Source organism: Streptomyces corynorhini (genome assembly GCF_003346515.1).
Classification (GTDB): domain Bacteria; phylum Actinomycetota; class Actinomycetes; order Streptomycetales; family Streptomycetaceae; genus Streptomyces; species Streptomyces corynorhini.
Genome location: NZ_QQNA01000021.1, coordinates 19289 through 36911 on the forward strand (window position 1 = coordinate 19289; position 17623 = coordinate 36911).

Genomic DNA, 17623 nt, shown 5'->3' on the forward strand with positions numbered 1-17623 from the left:
GTGGGGCGCCAGGGGTGTCATGGCCGCGATCCGAGCGGGTGGTCGGCGCGGGCGGCGAAGTGTCCCAGCGGGATCAGGACGGGCACGGCGAACGGCACGCTCGCGGCGAAGATCTCCTCCACGGGGAAGCTGCCCGCCAGATGCAGCGCGCTTCTGATCCAGCCGTTGTGGCTGACGGCGACGACGCGCTCGTCCCTGTCCAGGCGGTCCATCTGGGCCAGGAAGTCCGTGGTCCTGGCGAGGAACGCGGTCAGGTCCTCGCCGCCCGGCGGGGTGAATCGGGGGTCGAGGTGGCCCGAGGGGAGGAATGCCTCAGGATGCCGTTCGCGGACGTCGGCGTGGGCCATCCCCTCCCATTGTCCGAGCGAGCGCTCCGCCAGCCGGGGGTCGGGTTCGATCGCCGCTCCCGGGAACATCACCTCCGCGGTGCGGGCGGCCCGCCGCAGGGGCGAACAGTAGAAGCGGGTGAAGTGTTCGGCGCCGTCCCGGGGGGCCGCCGCCGCTGCCGCGCCGAGGCCGGATTCCATCGGGGGCAGGTCGCGGCTCCCCATGTAGACGCCCGCGCCGTTGGAGTCGGTCGGCGCGTGCCGGTAGAGCGTCAGGGCGGCCGTGCGGGGCGGGGTCACAGCGTCTCCTCGGGCGACTCGCGCAGTACGGCCGCGATGTGGCGCGCGGTGTCGGCCACGGCGCGGCGGGCCCGGTCGATGGCGTGGGTCTGCAGGGCGAAGCCGTGCATCTGGTCGTCGAAGTGCCAGTGCTCGGTGGGTACTCCGGCCTCGCTCAGCCGGTCGGCGTAGGCGATTCCCTCGTCGCGCAGCGGATCGAATTCGGCGGTCAGCATCAGCGTTCTCGGCAGTCCTCGCAAGTCGGCGGCGCGCAGCGGGAAGAGACGGGGGTCCGTCGCGGACCACTCGGCGGGCAGATACGCCTGCCACGCCCACTCCATGAAGCCGCGGTTGAGCGAGTATCCGGTCCCCCGCTCCCGGTACGAGGCGGTCGGCGGATCGAGGTGGTCGGTGACCGGGTAGATCAGTGTCTGCTGGCCGATGACCGGCCCGCCGCGGTCGCGGGCCGTCATGCACACGGCTGTGGCGACCGTGCCTCCCGAGCTGTCACCGGCCACCGCGACCCGGGACGTGTCCACGCCGAGGACGTCTCCGTGCGAGGCGGCCCACACCAGCGCCGCGTAGCCGTCCTCCACGGGTGCCGGATAGGGGTGTTCGGGTGCGCACCGGAAGTCGACGGAGAGCACGGCGCAGGAGGACTCCACGGCGAGCCGCGCGCAGAGCCGGTCATGGGTGTCGAGGTCGTTGACGATCCAGCCGCCGCCGTGGAAGAACACGATCAAGGGCAGCCGTCGTCCGGGCGCGGGGTGATAGAGACGGACGGGCAGGTCTCCGGCCGGGCCGGGGGCGATCAGGTCCTTGCGGTGCTCGATCGGTTCCGGGTCACCCCAGATGAACGCGGAGCGCATGCGCCGCCGGGCCTGTGCCGCGGGCAGCGAGTGGACGGGAGGGAGCCCGCTCGCGATCGCCGCGTCGATCAGGGCCTGTGCCTGCGGGTCGAGGGTGCTCACTGATGGTCTCCTGAGCGGTAGTACGAGTACTTCTGGTGGAGTTCGGCGACGACGGTGCCGGGGCAGTCGGCGAGAACGCGCGTCAGATCGGTGTCGCGGTCGAAAGCGCGGATGGCGGTGAAGCCCGCCCCGGCCAGGGACTCCTCCAGCCGGTAGCGCCGTCCGGCGATGCCCAGCGCTCCGGGGTGGAAGCCCAGGTCGAGGGCGGCGTCGGATCTCACTCCCAGGCCGTGCGGGGTGAGCAGGCGCCTGCCCCGCCCGGTGGTCACCTCGTTGGCTCCGCCGGGCCGGGCCCGGACGAGATAGAGCGGGGCGCCCGGCCGGGTCAGCAGGGGAGCCGTCGGCCGCGCCGGGTCGAGCCACTGGCAGCCGATGGCCACCGACTGGGAGTCGGGCATTCCGTAGTGCGGGACGGAGAGGACCTCTTCCAGCGAACTCTCCCGGCCTGCGACGAGTGAGGCGCAGAACCACTGGCGTTCGCACTGGTAGTCCTCCAGCATGCGCACCAGCCGGTGGAAGCGTTCGGCCGGGGCGCCGTGCAGGTAGCGCAGATAGCGGCCGTCCGCGCCCTCCTCGTGCCGGACCGCGTCGGCGTACCAGTTGCCCGGTGTCGGGTAGAGGCCGTTGTACTGGTCCTTGAACTCGGCCGCGGAGGCGTGCAGCACCAGGTAGCGGCCGGGCGGCAACAGGCCGCCGTCGCCTCGTACCTCGGCGAGAATGATGAAGTGGTTCCCGCGGGCGAAGTTCCATACGTAACGGGACTCCGCGGCCAGCTTCGCCTTCGCGGCGGCGACGCGCCGCGAGAATTCCGCGGCGTCAGGGAAATCCGCGGACGTACGGAATACGGATACGCCGCACAGGTTCACCGTGGCGTCGACCGGCACCATGGGTACGTCGGACTCCCAGCCGTAATAGGCGCCCGTGAAGAATCCCCCGTGGATTCTCCGTACATTGTGCGGAAGCCCCAGATCGGGCATCGGGACGATCTCGGCGTCCCGCTGGCGTCCGGACACCTTGGTCGCGACGCGGGACAGCAATGCCTCCGTGACGGCCAGTTGAGCCAGGATCTCGGACTGGGTCGCATCAGGTGCGGTGAGTGCTCTCACTTTCCCTCCCCAACGGCGGGCGCGTGGACGGTCCCTCGGTCTTTGGCCGCGCGTGTGCTGCCGGGGCCGTGAGGTCGCGGGCGCGTGCCGCCCACTCGACCAGGCCCAGCCGGCTGTAGAGGTCCATGGCGGTCCCCGCCTGCGTCAGGGCGGCCTCGGTCTCCCCGTACCGGTGCAGGCAGCGGGCGAGGAGCCAGCAGCGATCCGCCATGTAGCGCTGATCGGCGGTGCGCTCCACCCGCTCCCGCAGCTCCTCCAGGTCGCGGATGAGGGAGCGGGCGCTTTCGCGGCCCGGGTCGCTCGCGTACCGCAGCTCCATCACCTGAAGGCTGATCAGGATCGCGGCACGTTCGTATCCGTGCGCGACGGCGTGTTCGCGGGCCTCGGCGAACAACTGCCACGCCTCGGCCCGGCGCTCGGGCCCGGTGCGGCTCAGGCACACCGCGAGCCAGCGTAAATTGGCGTTGTAGTTCGCGGGACCGAGGCTTTCGGGATCCGCCAGATTGACGTGCCATTGGGCTGTCGCCTCCGCGTATCTTCCCTCGGCCAGGAGATGCAGCGCCACGACGTGCCGGTATTCGGCCATGCTGCGGGCGGAGACGGACACGTCCGGGTCGCGCAGGATCCGCTCGACCCGGGGCAGGTGCCGGTCCACCTGAGTGGTGTTCTCCTGTTTCGCGGTGACATTGAGGTAATAGACGAGCGCGTCGAACTCCTCGGCCCGGTCCCCGATTTCCGCCGCCGCACGGGCGCGCAGCAGATGTACGTCGGGATCCGCGCCCCACATTCCGCGTACGTAGTAGTAATAGCGGGTCTCCCGCGCCATTTCCAGTGCGTCGGCCGGGCGGCCGTTCTCCATGCACCAGGTCATCGCGTATTCGATGTTCCGGCGCACTCTCGGCCCGTCGAGCGCGCGGAGCCGGGTGATGTCCTGCGGGCAGAATCCCACCGAGCGGGCCAGGCGCAGGAAGTGCCGGATCCACCGGTCGTGGACGCCGGCCATGTGCGGCCCTGTCCTGGCCGCTCTGCGGTTGACCGCCAGCGGGTGGGCGATGTACGAAGTCCCTTCCGCGCCGGACGAGTTCTGGCGGGAGATGAAGCACAGGTCGCTCAGCTCCTCCAGGGCGTCGCGGAAGCCCTCGGGACCGCCCGCCACCTCGCGCAGGACCGTGGATTCCACGCCGTACGGGAAGCAGCCGAGGCCGCTGAGGACCTGCCTGGCCGGGTCGGACAGGCTCGTCCAGCTGCCGCGCAGCAGTTCGCGCACGACGATGTCGCCCGTTCGGTCCTCGAAGGTGATGTGGTCCTCGATGTCCGCGATCTCCGCGGTGATGTCGCGCAGTGAGCGTCCACGGCGCTTCACCTGGCCCAGCGCCCACTCCATCAGCCGGGGGTTGCCGTCCGCGGCCCGCCACAGCTCCTTGAGTTCGACGGAGCGGTCGAGCAGGTCGAGCAGGCCAAGACGGTCGAGGCACTGCGTGTAGAACGAGGTGGCCTCGTCCTCGTCGAGGCCGTGCACCTCGACCTCGAAGGCGCCCTCGGCGAGGTCCCTGGCGCGCGCGATGCTGGTCACCAGCGCCTTGCTCGGTTCGGGGATCTCGCAGAGCCACCGGTTCAGCCGGGGATCGTCGACCGACTCGTGGTTGTCGACGATCAGCAGCGTGGGTGTGCGCCGCAGGATGCGGCGGACCTCGTGTTCCTTGACGTTCCCGCCCAGGGCGAGCAGGCCCTGATAGCCGGTGGTGAGGGCGATCGCGTCCAGCACGGCGCCGAGCGTCGTGGTGCCGGGGCGCTCGCGGTCCGACACCCAGACGACGGCCCGGAAACGCACTCCCTCCGCGGACATCCGCAGGGCGAACTCCCGGGCGAGAGTGGACTTCCCGCTTCCGCCGAGGCCGATGACGGAGATGACGGGAAGGCTCTGCCCGACCGCCTCCTCCAGCCGCCTCCAGGTGGCGGGGCGCATGACGAACTTCGCGTAGGTGGCGGGCGGCAGATTCTCCAGGCACTTCTCCGTGCGCTCCGACGCCACCGCCGTGGCGGCGGGAGCCGGGGCAGGCCCTGCCGCCGGGGCGGAGCGGGGTCCGGCGGGCTGCCGGGGGATTGCGGGGCGCTCCAGCGGGGCGAGCGTGCGACGGAGGACCTGGTCGGTCAGCTCGTTCCACTGGCGGGAGGTGATCAGACCCTCCCGCGCCAGCAGCTCGCGCGCCCCGCGCAGTGCCGTCGACGCGGCGTGCGCGCCCTGCAGTTCGTACAGGGCGCGGACCTTCAGCCGATGGGCCTCCTCCCAGTACGGGTCGTCGGCCAGCAGCGTCTCCGCTTCCTTGAGCCCCTCGCTCAACTGCCCCAGCTCCAGCAGCGCTCGCGTCCTGCCCAGCTGTACGACGCGGCGCTGGTGCTTGAGCGCCGTCACCTCGCTGACCAGCTGATGATGCGACAACTCCGCCACCGGCTCGCCCCGCCATACCGTCAGCGCGCGGGTGTAGGCATCGACGGCTTCCTCCAGCGCCCCGGTGCGCAGCCGCGTGTCGCCCAGCTTGCCCAGGTCGATGAAGCGCTCGACGTCGGTCTCGGTCTCCAGCCGGTAGGAGGAGTTCTGCGTGATCAGCACGCTGCCGCTGGGCAGGAGGAGCTTGCGGCGCACCGCGCGGACCTTCCCCTCCACCAGGTTGACATCGCCCGCGCCGTGCCAGATGACCTCGTGCAGCACGGACTTGCTCACCACGCGGGGCATCGCGAGGGCGAGCATGCCGAGGAGCGCCGCCATCTTGCCGCTGAAGGGAACTGTGGGGCCGGAGGTCAACTGGACCTCCACGGGACCCAGTACGCGGAACTCCATCCCCAGCCTCCTTTCTCACGGCGCGATCGGTGCTCCGGTCCGGCTTCCGGGCGGCGCGCGTCCAGTGATACGGATGCCCGCTGTCGTTTGGCTGTCGTCGCGCTGCTCGTCCCCGGTGCGCCGCCCGGAGCGTTCCTCGGGCGGGTGAGCGTCGGGACCGGCGCCCGCGCACCAGCATGCTGATCCGGCCGCGACTGAATGTCAACGCGCGGATACGTGGGGTACCGCGTTTCCGGCCGGTCCCGGCGCCCGCGCCGCCCGCCGCCCCTCGGCCGCGCCGCAGACGCGACAGCGCCTGCGCAGTGGTCGGTCAGCCCGGCGGCAGCAGGCAGCGGGCCCATGTGCAGCGGTGGTTGAGAGCGTCGAGGACAACGAGCACCACGGCACCGTCGGCACCGGGTCCCAGCGGGTCACGCGGCCGGAACCTCAAGGAGCACTCCATGGCACGTCTCTTCCCCGGCGCCACGACGGCGGCGGACACCCTGACCCACGTCGCTCACGGAGCGGCCTTCGCCGCGTCCTCGGCACACGACGGCGCCACTCCGGCGGCACTCTTGGTGCTGATCGCCGTACTCGTGTCGCTGCTCGCCGCGGCGGCGGCCGTGTTCGTCGCCCGCGCCGCCGGGACGAGCCGCCCGCTCGCTCTCAGCTGGGCGGCCGCGACCTTCGCGACGTCGCTGCCGCTGGTCTTCGAGGTGATGGACCACCTCGGCGCCTGACGCAGGGCCGCAGGACCGCAGGGCCGCAGGGCCGCAGGACCGCAGGACCGCAGGACCGCAGGACCGCAGGACCGCAGGACCGCAGGACCGCAGGACCGCAGGAGAGGGTGGATGGGCGGCCGGGCCCGTCCCTCGGTGTGGCTCAGAACGCGTTGGTGAACCCCCAGAGCGTCTCCTTGGGCTGCTCGCTGCGGGCCCGCAGATCGGTGAGGATCTCGGTCAGTACGGGATGGTCGAGCGTGCGCAGCGCCGCCAGGTCGAGGGCGAGCAGGTCGGGCAGCGGCGGGGCAGGGGGCGGGCCCAGGGGCGCCGTCCCCGGGCGGTCCTGGCGGTCCCTGTGGTCCTGGTCGTGGTCCGCGTGGTCCGCTCCGTGCGGTCCTCGGGCCGTGTCCTGCCATCCGTGACGCGTCGTCCCGCCGTTCCGTGTGCTGTCGTCCATGACGATTCCCCCGTCCGTTGTTCGTCCCTGTCCCGGTCAGCGCTCCAGCTCGGCCAGCCGCGCCGTGGTCAGCCGCGCCGCCTCGCCGCCGCCGTCCGGCAGCCTGCGCCACTCCGCGTGCGCCGCCCGGTACGCCTCGCGCGCGGCCCGGGGGCGGCCCGCCTCCTCATAGGTCATACCCCGTTGGCGGTGGGCCTCCGCACGCAAGTGGACGGCTTCCAGAAGTTGTCGCGGATTGTCCAGTTCCGCTTCCGCCGTCCTGGCCGCGTCCGCCGCGTCCCTGAACGCCTCGGCCGCGTCGTCCAGCCGGGCGGGCCTGCGCAGGGTGCGGTGCGCCTCGACGTGCGAGCGTCCCAGCTCCAGCCAGCAGCGGGCGGCGGTCAGCGGGTCGCGCGCCTCCTGGGCGGCCAGCCCGAACAGATGCTCCGCCTCCCGCAGGTCCACCCGGTCGTCGTTGATCCGGTGCCGGAGCATGAGCGCCTGACCCAGCATCAGCAGCCGTTCCGCCTGGCGGGCCGTGCCGCTGACCGTCTCCGTACGGCAGTCGCGCAGCACCCGTACGGCCGCGCCGGTGAAGGGGCCGCCGTCGGGGAGCGCGGCGCGGGTCAGCAGGGCGCTGCCCCACTCGGCGAGCAGATCGGCGTGGGCCCGGGAGTCGCGCGCGGTGCCGCGCGCGGCGAGGGCGAAGTACTCGGCGGCCTCTTCCAGGTCCCCCGCGTCCGCCGTCTCGCCCGCCCCGTCCGCGCGCCCGTAGCGCGCGACCCGCAGCCGGGCCGCCCTGGTCCTGAGCGAGGCGATGAGCCGGTCGTCCCGTACGGTCGCCAGCGACTGTTCGATCAGCCGGCCGGCCTCCTCCAGGCCCTCGCCCGAGCGCAGCAGCGCGTCCACCAGGTCGAGCTGGACCCGGGCCTGGCTGCCGATGGTCTGGTCGCCGGGGGCGAGCGCCTTGCGCAGCGAGCGGGCGGCCTGTTCCGCGTAGAGCTGGGCCTGTTCGGTGTCGCTCGTCGCGCCCGAGAGCCGCAGCAGGGTCCTGCCGTGGGCCAGCGGCAGACCCGAGGGCCGGTTCTCCTGGTCGGGCCAGACGTCGGCGAACGCCTCCAGCATCCCGATCGCGCTCTGCAGCAGCGCGGTGTCGCCGCCGAGCAGCCACTGCGTCTCCAGCGCCCGTACCCGGTCCAGGGTGAGCCGCAGCACCTCGGCGGGGTCGAGGCCGAGCGCCGCGCCCGCCACCGTGTACTCGCGGTCGGCCCGGCGCAGCAGCTCCAGGGCGCCGCGCCGGTCACCGCGTCTGCGCCGGTCGTCGGCCGCCGCGTGCAGCACCTTGGCCAGGACGGCGCGTTCGCGTACGGCGCGGGGGTGGGAGACGGCGCGCTCGGCCGCGCGCTCGGCCTCGCTGAGCAGTTCGCCGCTGCCCTGGACCTCCCAGAGCCGCAGCAGACAGCGCGCGAACTCGGCCCACAGCGCCGGGTCGAAGCCGCCGGGCTCCTCGTGTTCGGTGGCGGAGCGCAGCAGTTGTACGGCGTCGATCAGATACTGCACCATGCCGTCGGAGTCGAACTGGCGCAGCAGGTCGCGGGCGCTCTCCACCGCCACGTTGACGACGGGTTCGCTCTCGCCGGGCGGCGCGGACGGGACGAACTGGTCCAGGACCCGGCGGGCGACCTCGGCGAAGGGGTGCGGGACGCGCTGTTCGCGGTCGCCGTCCCGGTCGCCGTCGAAGGCGCTCCCGTACAGCTCGTCGAGGCCGTCCGTCTCCTCCCCCGTGCCGGGGTGGATCGGGACGCGTCTGGCGTCCTCCAGCTGGGCGAGGACGAGAGCGGGGAAGTTCGGACCGCCCCTGCCGAATCTCTGTTCTATGTATTCGGAGCAGTGTTTGAGTACGAGCACCGCCTCGTCGCGGCCCAGCGGTCCGAGCAGCGCCTCCTGGACGCCGGGGGCGAACTCGTACCACGGCTCGTCGTCCGGGCTGTTGCCCTTGGCGCGCGAGAGCAGCCCGCTGAGCAGCACTTCGGCGAGTTCGGAGGGGCCCGAGTCGGGCAGCATCGTGCGCTGTACGAGCTGCATCACCGGCAGGTAGAGCGGGGCCGCCGCGAGATAGACGGCGAGCTGGCCCGCGACCGGTGAGGCCGCCGAGCGGAACCGGCTGACGAGTTGGAGGGAGGACAGCGGGCTGCCGGGGCGCGGCACCGGCGCCGGTGGCTGGTCCGCGCGCACCCAGCCGACCGCGCCGGAGATCCGTCCCGCGCCGGTGCCCGACAGCAGCCGTGCCCAGGCGCCGAGCGCGCCCGCGACCGGCGGCAGTACGGGGATGGCGAGCGAACCGGGCCGTACGGCGGGCGCGGTGGCCGCGTCGACCTTCAGGACGGCGGCGCCGCCGGGGCCCTCGCCCCGGGAGAGCAGCCCGTAGGTGACGGGCAGCCGGGTGCGGTTCCACATGCGCTGCGGCAGCGGCTGCAGTACGGCGATGGGGGCCTGTCGGCCCAGCTGGTGCAGCAGCCGGTGGGCGCGTCCGCTGTGCCAGAGCGGACCGGCGCAGTCGCTGACGACGACGGTGACGCGGCGGCCGGTCGGATCGCTCAGCCGGTCGGCTGAGCTGAGCGGCGCGGCGGCCGGGTCGGGGCTGCGGCTGACGGCGGGCGCCCCTTCGGGGCCTTGGTGGAGATAGCGCACCTGGACATCCCTGAAGGCGCCCAATCGGCTGAAGATCTCCTGGAGTTCGGTGAACAGTCGCTCCCACACGCGCATCGAGGAGGACGCGTCGAGCACCAGTTGGAGCAGCGCGTCCGCCCGCGAGACCCCGCGGAACACCGGGATGATCAGCCCGCCGGCTCGGGCGCTCAGCTCTACGGTCGCCACCTCGTCAAGGGTACGGCGCGCGGGCGGCACGGCGGGCCGGTATCGCTGGAGTGGCCGGAGCGCGCGCTGGAGTTCGAGCGGCGCGGGCAGCGCGGGCGCCACCGGTACGCCCAGCGGGCGCCCGGCCAGCGCGCCCGCCGACCGCTCCCGGTGCCGGCCGGGACGTGGCATGGGGTAGAGCGTGACCGGGCGTTCGGCGTCGTCGGCGTCCGGCGGCGCGGCGGGCCCGTCCGGCGGCGCGGCGCCCGTCCCGGTGCCGGGACCGCCCTCGGAGCCGGTGCCGGACTCCGGGCCGGTGCCCGGCGCGTGCGGCTCGCCGACCGGGGGCGGGCCGTCGCCGCCGCGCGCGTCGCGCCGGTCGGGCTCCCGGCCGCGGCCCGTCCAGTGGGCCAGCCACAGCGCGTCGCAGAGCTGTTCCGCGTCCGGGTCGAGCCCGGCGTGGCGCAACCGCTCGACCAGCGCGGTCAGCAGCGTCCCGTCGTACGGCGGCGGGTGCTCGGCGGTGTCCGCGCGCGGCGGGTGCTCGGCGGTATCCGCGCGCGGCGGGTGCTCAGCGGTATCCGCGCGCGGCGGGTGCTCAGCGGCATCCGCGCGCGACGGGTGCTCCCGCCCTTCGGGCCGGGCATGCCCGCGTCCCGGATCCGGCTCGCTGTCCGGGCCGGGCCGTACCGTGACGTCGGGCATCAGCGCATCACCTCGGCCGGTCGAGTCGCTGGATGATGAGGTCGGCGAGACGGTCCCGGCCCGCTGGGGCGGCGGCGTCGGTGAGATAGATCGCGTTCAGCAGCTGGTCGGTGGAGATCAGTTCGCTGCGCGAGCGCTCCAGGAAGTGGGCGATCAGGTCGTTGCCCACGCGCGCGGCCTCGTCGCCGAGGTGCGCCCGTACGAAGGTCGCGAGCCGCTGGTGGTCGGGGCGGCCGAGCCGCAGATGGATACAGCGGCGCATCAGCGGCGCGGGGAAGTCGCGCTCGCCGTTGCTGGTGAGGACGGTGAAGGGGAAGGCGCGGCACTGCACCCGGCCGCCCTTGACCTTGACCTTCCTGCCGTCGTCGGTGAGGACCTCGGCCTCGCCGTCCGGCAGCCGGTCCGCGATCCGCTCCAGCTCGGGGATGCCGAACTCGCCCTCCTCCAGCACGTTGAGGAGGTCGTTGGGCAGATCGATGTCGCTCTTGTCCAGCTCGTCGATGAGCAGGACGCGCGGCTGGTCGGAGGGGAGCAGCGCGGTGCCCAGCGGGCCGAGCCTGATGTAGCTGCCGATGTCCGCCGAAGGATCGCGGCCCGCCGTTGTGTCCACCCCGGCCGCCGCGCCGTGCGCGGCGAGCTGGACGTCCTGGAGGCGGGCGATGGCGTCGTAGTGGTAGAGCCCGTCCTGGAGGGCCGACCTGCTGACGATGGGCCAGCGCAGCACGCGGCCGAGCCCCAGTTCGTGCGCGACCGAGTGGGCCAGGGTGGATTTGCCCGCGCCGGGGCTGCCGGTGACGAGCAGCGGGCGCCGCAGATAGAGCGCCGCGTTGATCATCTCCAGCTCCTCGGCACCGGGCCGGTGCAGCTCCGCCTCGTGCCGGTAGCCGCCGAGCCTGCGGTCGGCGGAGCCGTCGCCGTCGCTCTCCCCGGCGCCGTGGTCGGCGTCCCGGCCCGCGAAGTCGCGCCACGGCGGCGGCGGGGGCAACTGGGTGATGCCGCCGTGCGGTTCGCCCGCTCCTCGGTAGATGAGCCACTCGCTCGGTTCACTCATAACGGGTCCTCGTCGTCGTCACTCGTCCGGCAGGGTGGCGGCCGTGGCACGCGCGTCCCAGGGCGTGTTGTGAAAGTCCCGCTTGCCCGGCGGCGTCCGGCACGCGCCCCGCCCCGCTCATGGCGCCTCCAGCAACTGCCCGGCGCCGGGCAGCGGGTGGGTCGGATCGTCGTAGAACAGGGCGATCCCGTCCGACCAGTACGTCTCCGTGCGGCCCGTCCAGACGCCCCGGCGCAGGTCGAGGACCGTACGGGGCAGCTGATCGGCGCCGCCCGCCTCCGCGACGGTGGCGACGGCCCGGCGGTGGAAGTCCGCGCAGACGGCGTGGGAGCCGTCCCTGCCCCGCCGCAGCAGGGCGATGTGGAAGCCGCCGCGCACCAGCCGGGTCAGCCCGGCGGCCGTCTCCCCGTCGGGCCGGTCCGCGTAGCGGCAGAGCACGGGCACGGTCTCGTGGGCCAGCGTCCGCAGCTCCTCCTCCGCCGGTACGGGTACCCGCAGTCCGCCCTCGCAGTCGACGATCCGGGCCCGGATCGCGGCGCTCCTGACCCGCTCCCAGCGCACCCGCCGCTCGCGCGCCTCGTCGTCCGTGAGGGGCGGCTCCTGGTCGGAGGGGCGCACGACGACGGGCCGTACGGCGCCGAGCGGAGGCTCGTCCGCCGTCAGCCGCCAGCCGTCGACCTCGAACCCCAGCTCGGCCTGTACGACGGCGACCTGGAGCACGGCGGGGCTGTCGGGCTCGTCGCAGCGCCGGAACGCCTCGGTCAGCGGGGCGCCCAGCCGGGTGGGCAGCTCGTGACCGGCGGTGCCCCTGCTGTCCTCGCCGACGGGCACCACCTCTCCGGTGTGCCGGGCGACGCCGACCCGCCAGTCGTAGCTGTCGCGCTCCCAGCCGCGCGGCTCCAGCTCCAGCAGGACGAAGGGGCGCTCGCCCTCGCGGGGCCGCTCGCCGTAGGCCGGGGCGGCGCGCCGCTGCTCGCGGTCGGTGCGGTGTCTGGCCGCCGCCCTGAGCAGGAAGATCTCATTGCGGAAGTCGCGCGAGAGCCGGTCGGCCGCGATGCCGTCCACCCAGTTCCACAGCGACTCCTCGGCCTCCGCCGTGGCCTGGGTGACGTAGGGGCGCTCGGCGGAGATGACGCTCACGCAGTAGCTCAGGATGAGCCGGAGCGCGGCCTCGCCGCCCCTGTTCTCGTACAGCGCGCCGAGCCCGTCGCGCCAGCCGCGCGGTGCCGGGTAGCGGTCGACGGTGTGCACGCCCGGCAGCCGGACCAGCAGGTCGAGCAGGCTGTGGGTGGAGACCGGCGGCGGCAGCTCGGCGAGCCTGCCGAGCAGGGTGACGCGCTGCTGCGGGCTGAGGACCCGGCCGGCGCCGGCGCCGAGGCCGTCCTGTACGTCGACCCAGGTGGGGCCGCGGCCGACCCGGCTGTCGTGCTGGTCGGCGTGGTACCGGTCGTGGGCGTGGAAGACCGCCTGGTAGTCGTCGTCGGCCTCGGTACCGGCCATCGCGCCCGGCACCGGCAGCGAGCGCAGCCGCTCGATACCGATCGAGGTCCCGCCCATGCCGCCGACGAGCTGCGACTTGAGCACGCCGACCACCTCGCCGCGGGTCAGATCGACGGTCGGCCCGCCGGAGACCCCCGGCGGCAGCACATCGCCGCCGAGGCGCATCTGCTCGTCCGGATCGGCCCAGCCGCCGACCGTGCCCTGGACGGTGCACCGCCCGGTCAGCCGCTTGATCCGGCCGCCCACCTCCGTCCAGCCGGTGTAGAGCACCTGGCCGCCGCCGAAGAACGGCGCGGGCCGCTCCGCGACGTACACGCAGGCGTGGTCGACGGGCCGGCCGAGCCGGATCAGGGCGAGGTCGGGCGCGGGCCAGCCGCCGCGCGGAGGGCGCGCCGGGCCGCCGCTCGGCTCCGGGGCCGCTTCGGGGAGCGTGGCGACGACGGTGCCCGCCACCGAGGTCAGGCCGGATTCGGGACCGGCTTCGAAGATCACCGCCACGTCCCGCCCCTCCCCCTGCATCGCCACATGCGCACACGTGAGAACCCAGCTCGGGGCGATGAAGAAGCCGCTCCCCAGGAAGCTTCCGCCCGGCCCCTCAGGGTCATACCCGCGCTCAGCGGCATGGATGCGCACGGTCGCGGCCATGACGAGGTCGACGAGCGCACGCACGCTGTCGTTCGGGACACCCGGCGCGCCCCCGCCGGGGCCGCCGTACGGGTCGATCACCATCCGCTCCCGGCCGGCGGCGTGGGCCCGTCGGGATGCGCCGGTGCGCCGGGAGGTGCGCCCCCGGGTGCCGGAGCGGCCTGGGACGGCACGACGGGCGGGCCGGTCAGATCGGCGGGCGGACCGCCGCCGCTCCAGGTGAGCGTGATCTTGATCGCCCCGTTGGCCTCGCCGTCCGCGAGCAGCCCGACGACCCGGCCCGCCTTCGCGGTCAGTTCGATACCGAACTCGACGCTCACCTCGTCGGGCCGCACCGCGCGCAACGGCCCGACCAGCGAGCGCGCGACGCCCGTCACGACGGACTGGAGGCTCTCCACCCGGGCCTGCACCTGGTCGGCGAATCCGGTGTCCGCGTACTCCAGCCCGCCGGAGGGCCGCTCCAGCTCCGCCGCGCCGCTGATCCTGGCCCAGACGGGCGTCCCGTCCGGCAGCTCGATGCGTGTGACCGTGGCCCCGTCCTCGTCCATGACAACCCCATTCCCCCAATTACCCGCAGATTAGCGGCAGTACGGCGCCCACGCGAGGTACATGGCGGAGGACGGCGATTCGCCACCGTACGGTTCTCGCGGGCCCGGCGAAGGTGGTTCCCGGCCACCGCGAGGGGCCTCACCAGGTGTTGGGCCCGGTCTGACAGATCCCGCCCGGCACGCGGCGCCCGAGGGGCGGGCGGCGCCATGTGTCAGGCCATGTGTCGGGCCATGTGTCGGACAGGGCCTAGTCTGGTCCGCATGTATTTCACGGACCGCGGGATCGAGGAGCTGGAGAAGCGGCGCGGCCAGGAGGAGGTCACTTTTGAGTGGCTGGCCGAGCAGCTGCGTACGTTCGTCGATCTGAACCCCGACTTCGAGGTGCCGGTGGAGCGCCTGGCCACCTGGCTGGCGCGGCTGGACGACGAGGACGACGAGGACGACGAGTAGGCGTCGACGAGTAGCCGTCGGGGATCAGGGGATCCCGGGCTCCGCGGCGCGGGCCAGGACCCGGCTCAGATCTCGACCCGGAGCCGCTCGTAGGCGAGTTCCAGCACACCGTGCGCGATCAGCAGGGCACCGGCGAAGGCCCAGCCCGCGCTGCGGCGGCGCACGGCCCACAGCGAGAGCGGGATTCCGGCGGTGAGCTGGGCGGCGCCGAGCAGCCTGGCCCGGGGGCCGAGGAGCCAGGGTCCGAGCGGCCCCTCCTCCACGATCTCCAGCTCGGCCCGTACCGCGTCGCGCCAGCCCGCCCACTCGATCTGCCCGGCGGCCGGCTGGATCCGGGCCACCTCGCGCAGCCGGTCGGCGGGTTCGCCGGGGGTGAGACCGGCCGGAAGGGTGAGTCCGGTACGGGTCAGGAAGGCGGTCAGCGCGAGCAGCCGGGTCCTGGCGTCGGCGTCCGGGTCCGTCCGGGTCAGCGGCTCCAGCGCCTGGAGGTCCAGTACGGGGTCGAGGCCGAGCCGGGCCACGAAGGTGCGCATCGCCTCGTCCTCGCCCGCCGGGGTGCCGTCGGCCAGCCAGACGTAGCCGACGGCGCGGCGGAAACCGGCCGCCAGCGTGTAGCCGGACCGGTCGCCGTCCCACCAGAGCGCGAGCACGGGCCAACCGGCGCCGACGGCGAGCGCACCGGCCCAGCCCGCGACCACCCGGTCGACCGGATCCGCGCCGTCCAGCCAGGGCTTGCCCTCGGGGACGAGCACGCTCCAGCCGTCCCCGGCCGGGGCGAGCAGCAGCCGCTCGCGGAGCAGATGGGCGGCGGGCGAGACCTCCGCCGGCTCGGCCCGGCACAGCAGCAGCGCTCCCACGGGTGTCGCGTTCATGGCCCTTACGCTAGGGCACTTTGCCCCGGTATGGGCACCAAACCCCTGGGGCGATCCCCCAGGTGCACCCCGACACCGACCCGGACTCGTCCCCCAGGTCCACCGGGGGAGCCCGGACGGGTCTTGACTTCGGGTCACCGCGATATATCGTGTTTACCAAGAGACGCGATATGTTGCGTCATTCCGGTCTGTGGGAGGTCAGCACCATGGCAGAGTCGACATGGGAAGTCGCGGAGCCGGAGAAGCTCACCTTCGACGGCCCGGTCACCGCGCTCAGCGTGCGCATTGTCAACGGCACGGTCAACGTGGTGGGCACGGACCGGCCGGGCGTCGGCCTGGAGGTCTCGCAGCTGGAGGGACCTCCGCTGATCGTGACCCGCAGCGGCTCCACCCTCACCGTCGCCTATGAGGACCTGCCCTGGAAGGGCCTCCTCACATGGCTCGACTCCAGGAGTCGGCGCCGCAGAGCGGTCGTCTCCCTCGCCGTCCCGGCGGACACCGCGGTCGAGGTCGGAGTGGTGGGCGCGGGCGCCGTGATCTCCGGGGTCCGGGGGCGGACGGACGTGCGCGGGGTGAGCGGTGACACCGCGCTGGTGGGGCTGTCCGGCGAGGTCAGGGCCGATACGGTGTCGGGCGGCCTGGAGGCCCAGGCCGTCACCGGGAGTCTGCGCTTCCACTCGGTCTCCGGCGATCTGACGGTCGTCGAGGGGGCGGGCTCGTCCGTACGGGCCGAGTCGGTCAGCGGCGACATGGTGATCGACCTCGATCCAGCGGGCAAGCCCACCGACATCCAGCTGACGACGGTCTCGGGAGAGGTCGCGATCCGGCTGCCGCACCCGGCGGACGCGCGCGTCGAGGCGAACACCGCGAGCGGATCGGTGTCCAACGCCTTCGACGATCTGCGGGTCAGCGGCCAGTGGGGCGCGAAGAGGATCACAGGCAATCTGGGCGCGGGCACCGGCACGCTCAAGGCGACGACCGTCTCCGGCTCGATCGCCCTGCTGCGCAGGCCACCGGCGGAGGAGGACCCGCACATCCCCGCCCCCTCGCCTTCCCCGGCGGAGCCGGTCCCTGTGAAGCCGGTCCCCGCGGAGCCGGGCCCCGTGAAGACGGACGCCGTGAAGACGGACGCCGACGCCGCTACCGCACCCGCACCCGCTGCCGCACCCGCACCCGCTGCCGACGCCGACGGCCCGAACGCCGACTCGAAGGAGCTGTGACATGTCTCCGGTCTTCGCCCACGGCCGACTCCGGCTCTATCTGCTCAAGCTCCTGGACGAGGCCCCCCGGCACGGCTATGAGGTGATCAGGCTGCTGGAGGAGCGCTTCGAGGGGCTGTACGCCCCGTCCGCGGGCACCGTCTATCCCCGGCTGGCCAAGCTGGAGGCCGAGGGCCTGGTCACCCATGCCACCGAGGGCGGACGCAAGGTCTACTCCATCACCGACGCGGGCCGCGCCGAGCTGGCAGGGCGGACGGGTGAGCTGGCCGATCTGGAGCTGGAGATCCGCGAATCCGTCTCGGAGCTGGCCGCCGAGATAAGGGACGACGTGCGGGGCGCGGCGGGTGCGCTGCGTACCGAGATGCGCGCGGCGGCCTCCGAGAGCCGCGACGGCGGCGGGCACACGGAGTGGGACAAGACGTTTGGGGACAGCGACTCGTGGCGCACGGCGAAGGAGGAGCTGAAGCGCGCGAAGCACGAGTGGAAGGAGCAGACCCGCCGGGCGAAGGACGAGTCCCGCCGGGCCCGCGAGGAGGCCCAGCGGGCCCGCCGCCAGGCGAAGGAGGCCCAGGAGACGGCCCGTCAGGAGATGCAGCGCATCGCCAAGCAGGTCCAGGACCAGGTCCAGGACCACTTCGCCCGGGGCGACTGGCCCACCGGGGTCAGGGAGGGACTGTCCGAGCTGGCCGGGCAGTTGGGCGGTCTGGCGGGACAGTCCTGGCCCCGTCCCGCGAAGGAGGACCCGGCCACGGAGCCCCAGGGCCAAGGGTCCGGGCCGGACTTCACGAAGCTGCCGGTGGACATCTACGCGGACCTGCCGACGACGGGCGACCCGGCCCGTGACCTGGACCGCGTACTGGACCGCTTCCGCGACGAGATCCGTGACGCCGCGCGGGACAACGGCGTCACGGACAGCCAGCTCGGCGAGGCCCGCCGCCATCTTTCGGTGGCGGCGGCCCGTCTCGGCTCACTTCTGCGGGAGACCCCGACGGACGGAGACATACCGCAGAAGTGACAGCGGTCGCGGTGCCGTCCGCGGCCCTCCAGCCGCTTCGGCATCCGCCCCGCCGGGGCCCGGTGACCCGCGTCCACAGGCCCGGGGCCCGGCGGCCCGGGGC

General features: G+C 73.5%; 14 protein-coding genes. 4 read left to right on the forward strand and 10 right to left on the reverse strand.

All coding sequences use genetic code 11. The annotated features are described in order from the left end of the window. Positions 1–17: 17 nt before the first annotated feature. The 4 genes from DVH02_RS03735 to DVH02_RS03745 are packed head-to-tail and all read right to left on the reverse strand — an operon-like array spanning position 18 to position 5521. The gene (locus tag DVH02_RS03735; RefSeq protein WP_158575836.1) at positions 18–626 is read right to left on the reverse strand and encodes a histidine phosphatase family protein; all 609 of its coding nucleotides are present in this window, start codon (positions 624–626) and stop codon (positions 18–20) included. Further along, positions 623–1576: an alpha/beta hydrolase gene (locus tag DVH02_RS35035; protein WP_158575837.1), complete on the reverse strand. Its 954-nt coding sequence runs from the start codon at positions 1574–1576 to the stop codon at positions 623–625. Before DVH02_RS35035 ends, DVH02_RS03735 begins: the two co-directional genes overlap by 4 nt. Further along, positions 1573–2682 (reverse strand): hypothetical protein, encoded by a 1110-nt coding sequence (locus DVH02_RS35040; RefSeq protein ID WP_158575838.1) that lies wholly within the window; start codon positions 2680–2682, stop codon positions 1573–1575. Before DVH02_RS35040 ends, DVH02_RS35035 begins: the two co-directional genes overlap by 4 nt. Then, positions 2660–5521 (reverse strand): AfsR/SARP family transcriptional regulator, encoded by a 2862-nt coding sequence (locus tag DVH02_RS03745; RefSeq protein ID WP_114622219.1) that lies wholly within the window; start codon positions 5519–5521, stop codon positions 2660–2662. The genes DVH02_RS35040 and DVH02_RS03745 overlap by 23 nt, the downstream gene beginning before the upstream one ends. A 440-nt stretch (positions 5522–5961) precedes the next feature. Here DVH02_RS03745 and DVH02_RS03750 point away from each other — a divergent pair, with 440 nt between their 5' ends. After that, positions 5962–6240: a hypothetical protein gene (locus DVH02_RS03750; protein ID WP_114622220.1), complete on the forward strand. Its 279-nt coding sequence runs from the start codon at positions 5962–5964 to the stop codon at positions 6238–6240. Positions 6241–6382: 142 nt separating this feature from the next. Here DVH02_RS03750 and fxsA read toward each other — a convergent pair whose 3' ends face one another. The 5 genes from fxsA to DVH02_RS03775 form a co-directional block, all read right to left on the reverse strand. After that, positions 6383–6679, reverse strand: coding sequence for an FxSxx-COOH cyclophane-containing RiPP peptide (gene fxsA / locus DVH02_RS37085; protein ID WP_114622221.1), 297 nt, complete (start codon positions 6677–6679; stop codon positions 6383–6385). A gap of 36 nt (positions 6680–6715) precedes the next feature. Further along, complete coding sequence (locus DVH02_RS03760; RefSeq protein ID WP_199566156.1) at positions 6716–10219, reverse strand: SAV_2336 N-terminal domain-related protein; 3504 nt, start codon at positions 10217–10219, stop codon at positions 6716–6718. A gap of 7 nt (positions 10220–10226) precedes the next feature. Next, positions 10227–11270, reverse strand: coding sequence for an AAA family ATPase (locus DVH02_RS03765; protein WP_114622222.1), 1044 nt, complete (start codon positions 11268–11270; stop codon positions 10227–10229). 117 nt (positions 11271–11387) lie between these two features. Further along, a complete protein-coding gene (locus DVH02_RS03770; protein WP_114622223.1) occupies positions 11388–13499 on the reverse strand; it encodes a VMAP-C domain-containing protein in 2112 nt (703 codons plus the stop codon). After that, on the reverse strand, positions 13493–13963 hold the full coding sequence (locus DVH02_RS03775; RefSeq protein ID WP_114622224.1) for a CU044_2847 family protein: 471 nt from the start codon (positions 13961–13963) through the stop codon (positions 13493–13495). Before DVH02_RS03775 ends, DVH02_RS03770 begins: the two co-directional genes overlap by 7 nt. Before the next feature lie 261 nt (positions 13964–14224). Between DVH02_RS03775 and DVH02_RS03780 the strand changes: the two genes are divergently transcribed. Then, a complete protein-coding gene (locus DVH02_RS03780; protein WP_114622225.1) occupies positions 14225–14413 on the forward strand; it encodes a DUF6104 family protein in 189 nt (62 codons plus the stop codon). 65 nt (positions 14414–14478) lie between these two features. On the opposite strand, the gene DVH02_RS03785 is transcribed toward DVH02_RS03780, so the two are convergent. Further along, the gene (locus DVH02_RS03785) at positions 14479–15285 is read right to left on the reverse strand and encodes a hypothetical protein (protein WP_114622226.1); all 807 of its coding nucleotides are present in this window, start codon (positions 15283–15285) and stop codon (positions 14479–14481) included. Between the two features lie 206 nt (positions 15286–15491). Here DVH02_RS03785 and DVH02_RS03790 point away from each other — a divergent pair, with 206 nt between their 5' ends. Together DVH02_RS03790 and DVH02_RS03795 are read left to right on the forward strand one after the other, a co-directional pair. Then, positions 15492–16505, forward strand: coding sequence for a DUF4097 family beta strand repeat-containing protein (locus tag DVH02_RS03790; RefSeq protein ID WP_114622268.1), 1014 nt, complete (start codon positions 15492–15494; stop codon positions 16503–16505). A 1-nt stretch (position 16506) separates the two neighbouring features. Beyond that, complete coding sequence (locus DVH02_RS03795; protein WP_114622227.1) at positions 16507–17520, forward strand: PadR family transcriptional regulator; 1014 nt, start codon at positions 16507–16509, stop codon at positions 17518–17520. Positions 17521–17623: the final 103 nt, after the last annotated feature.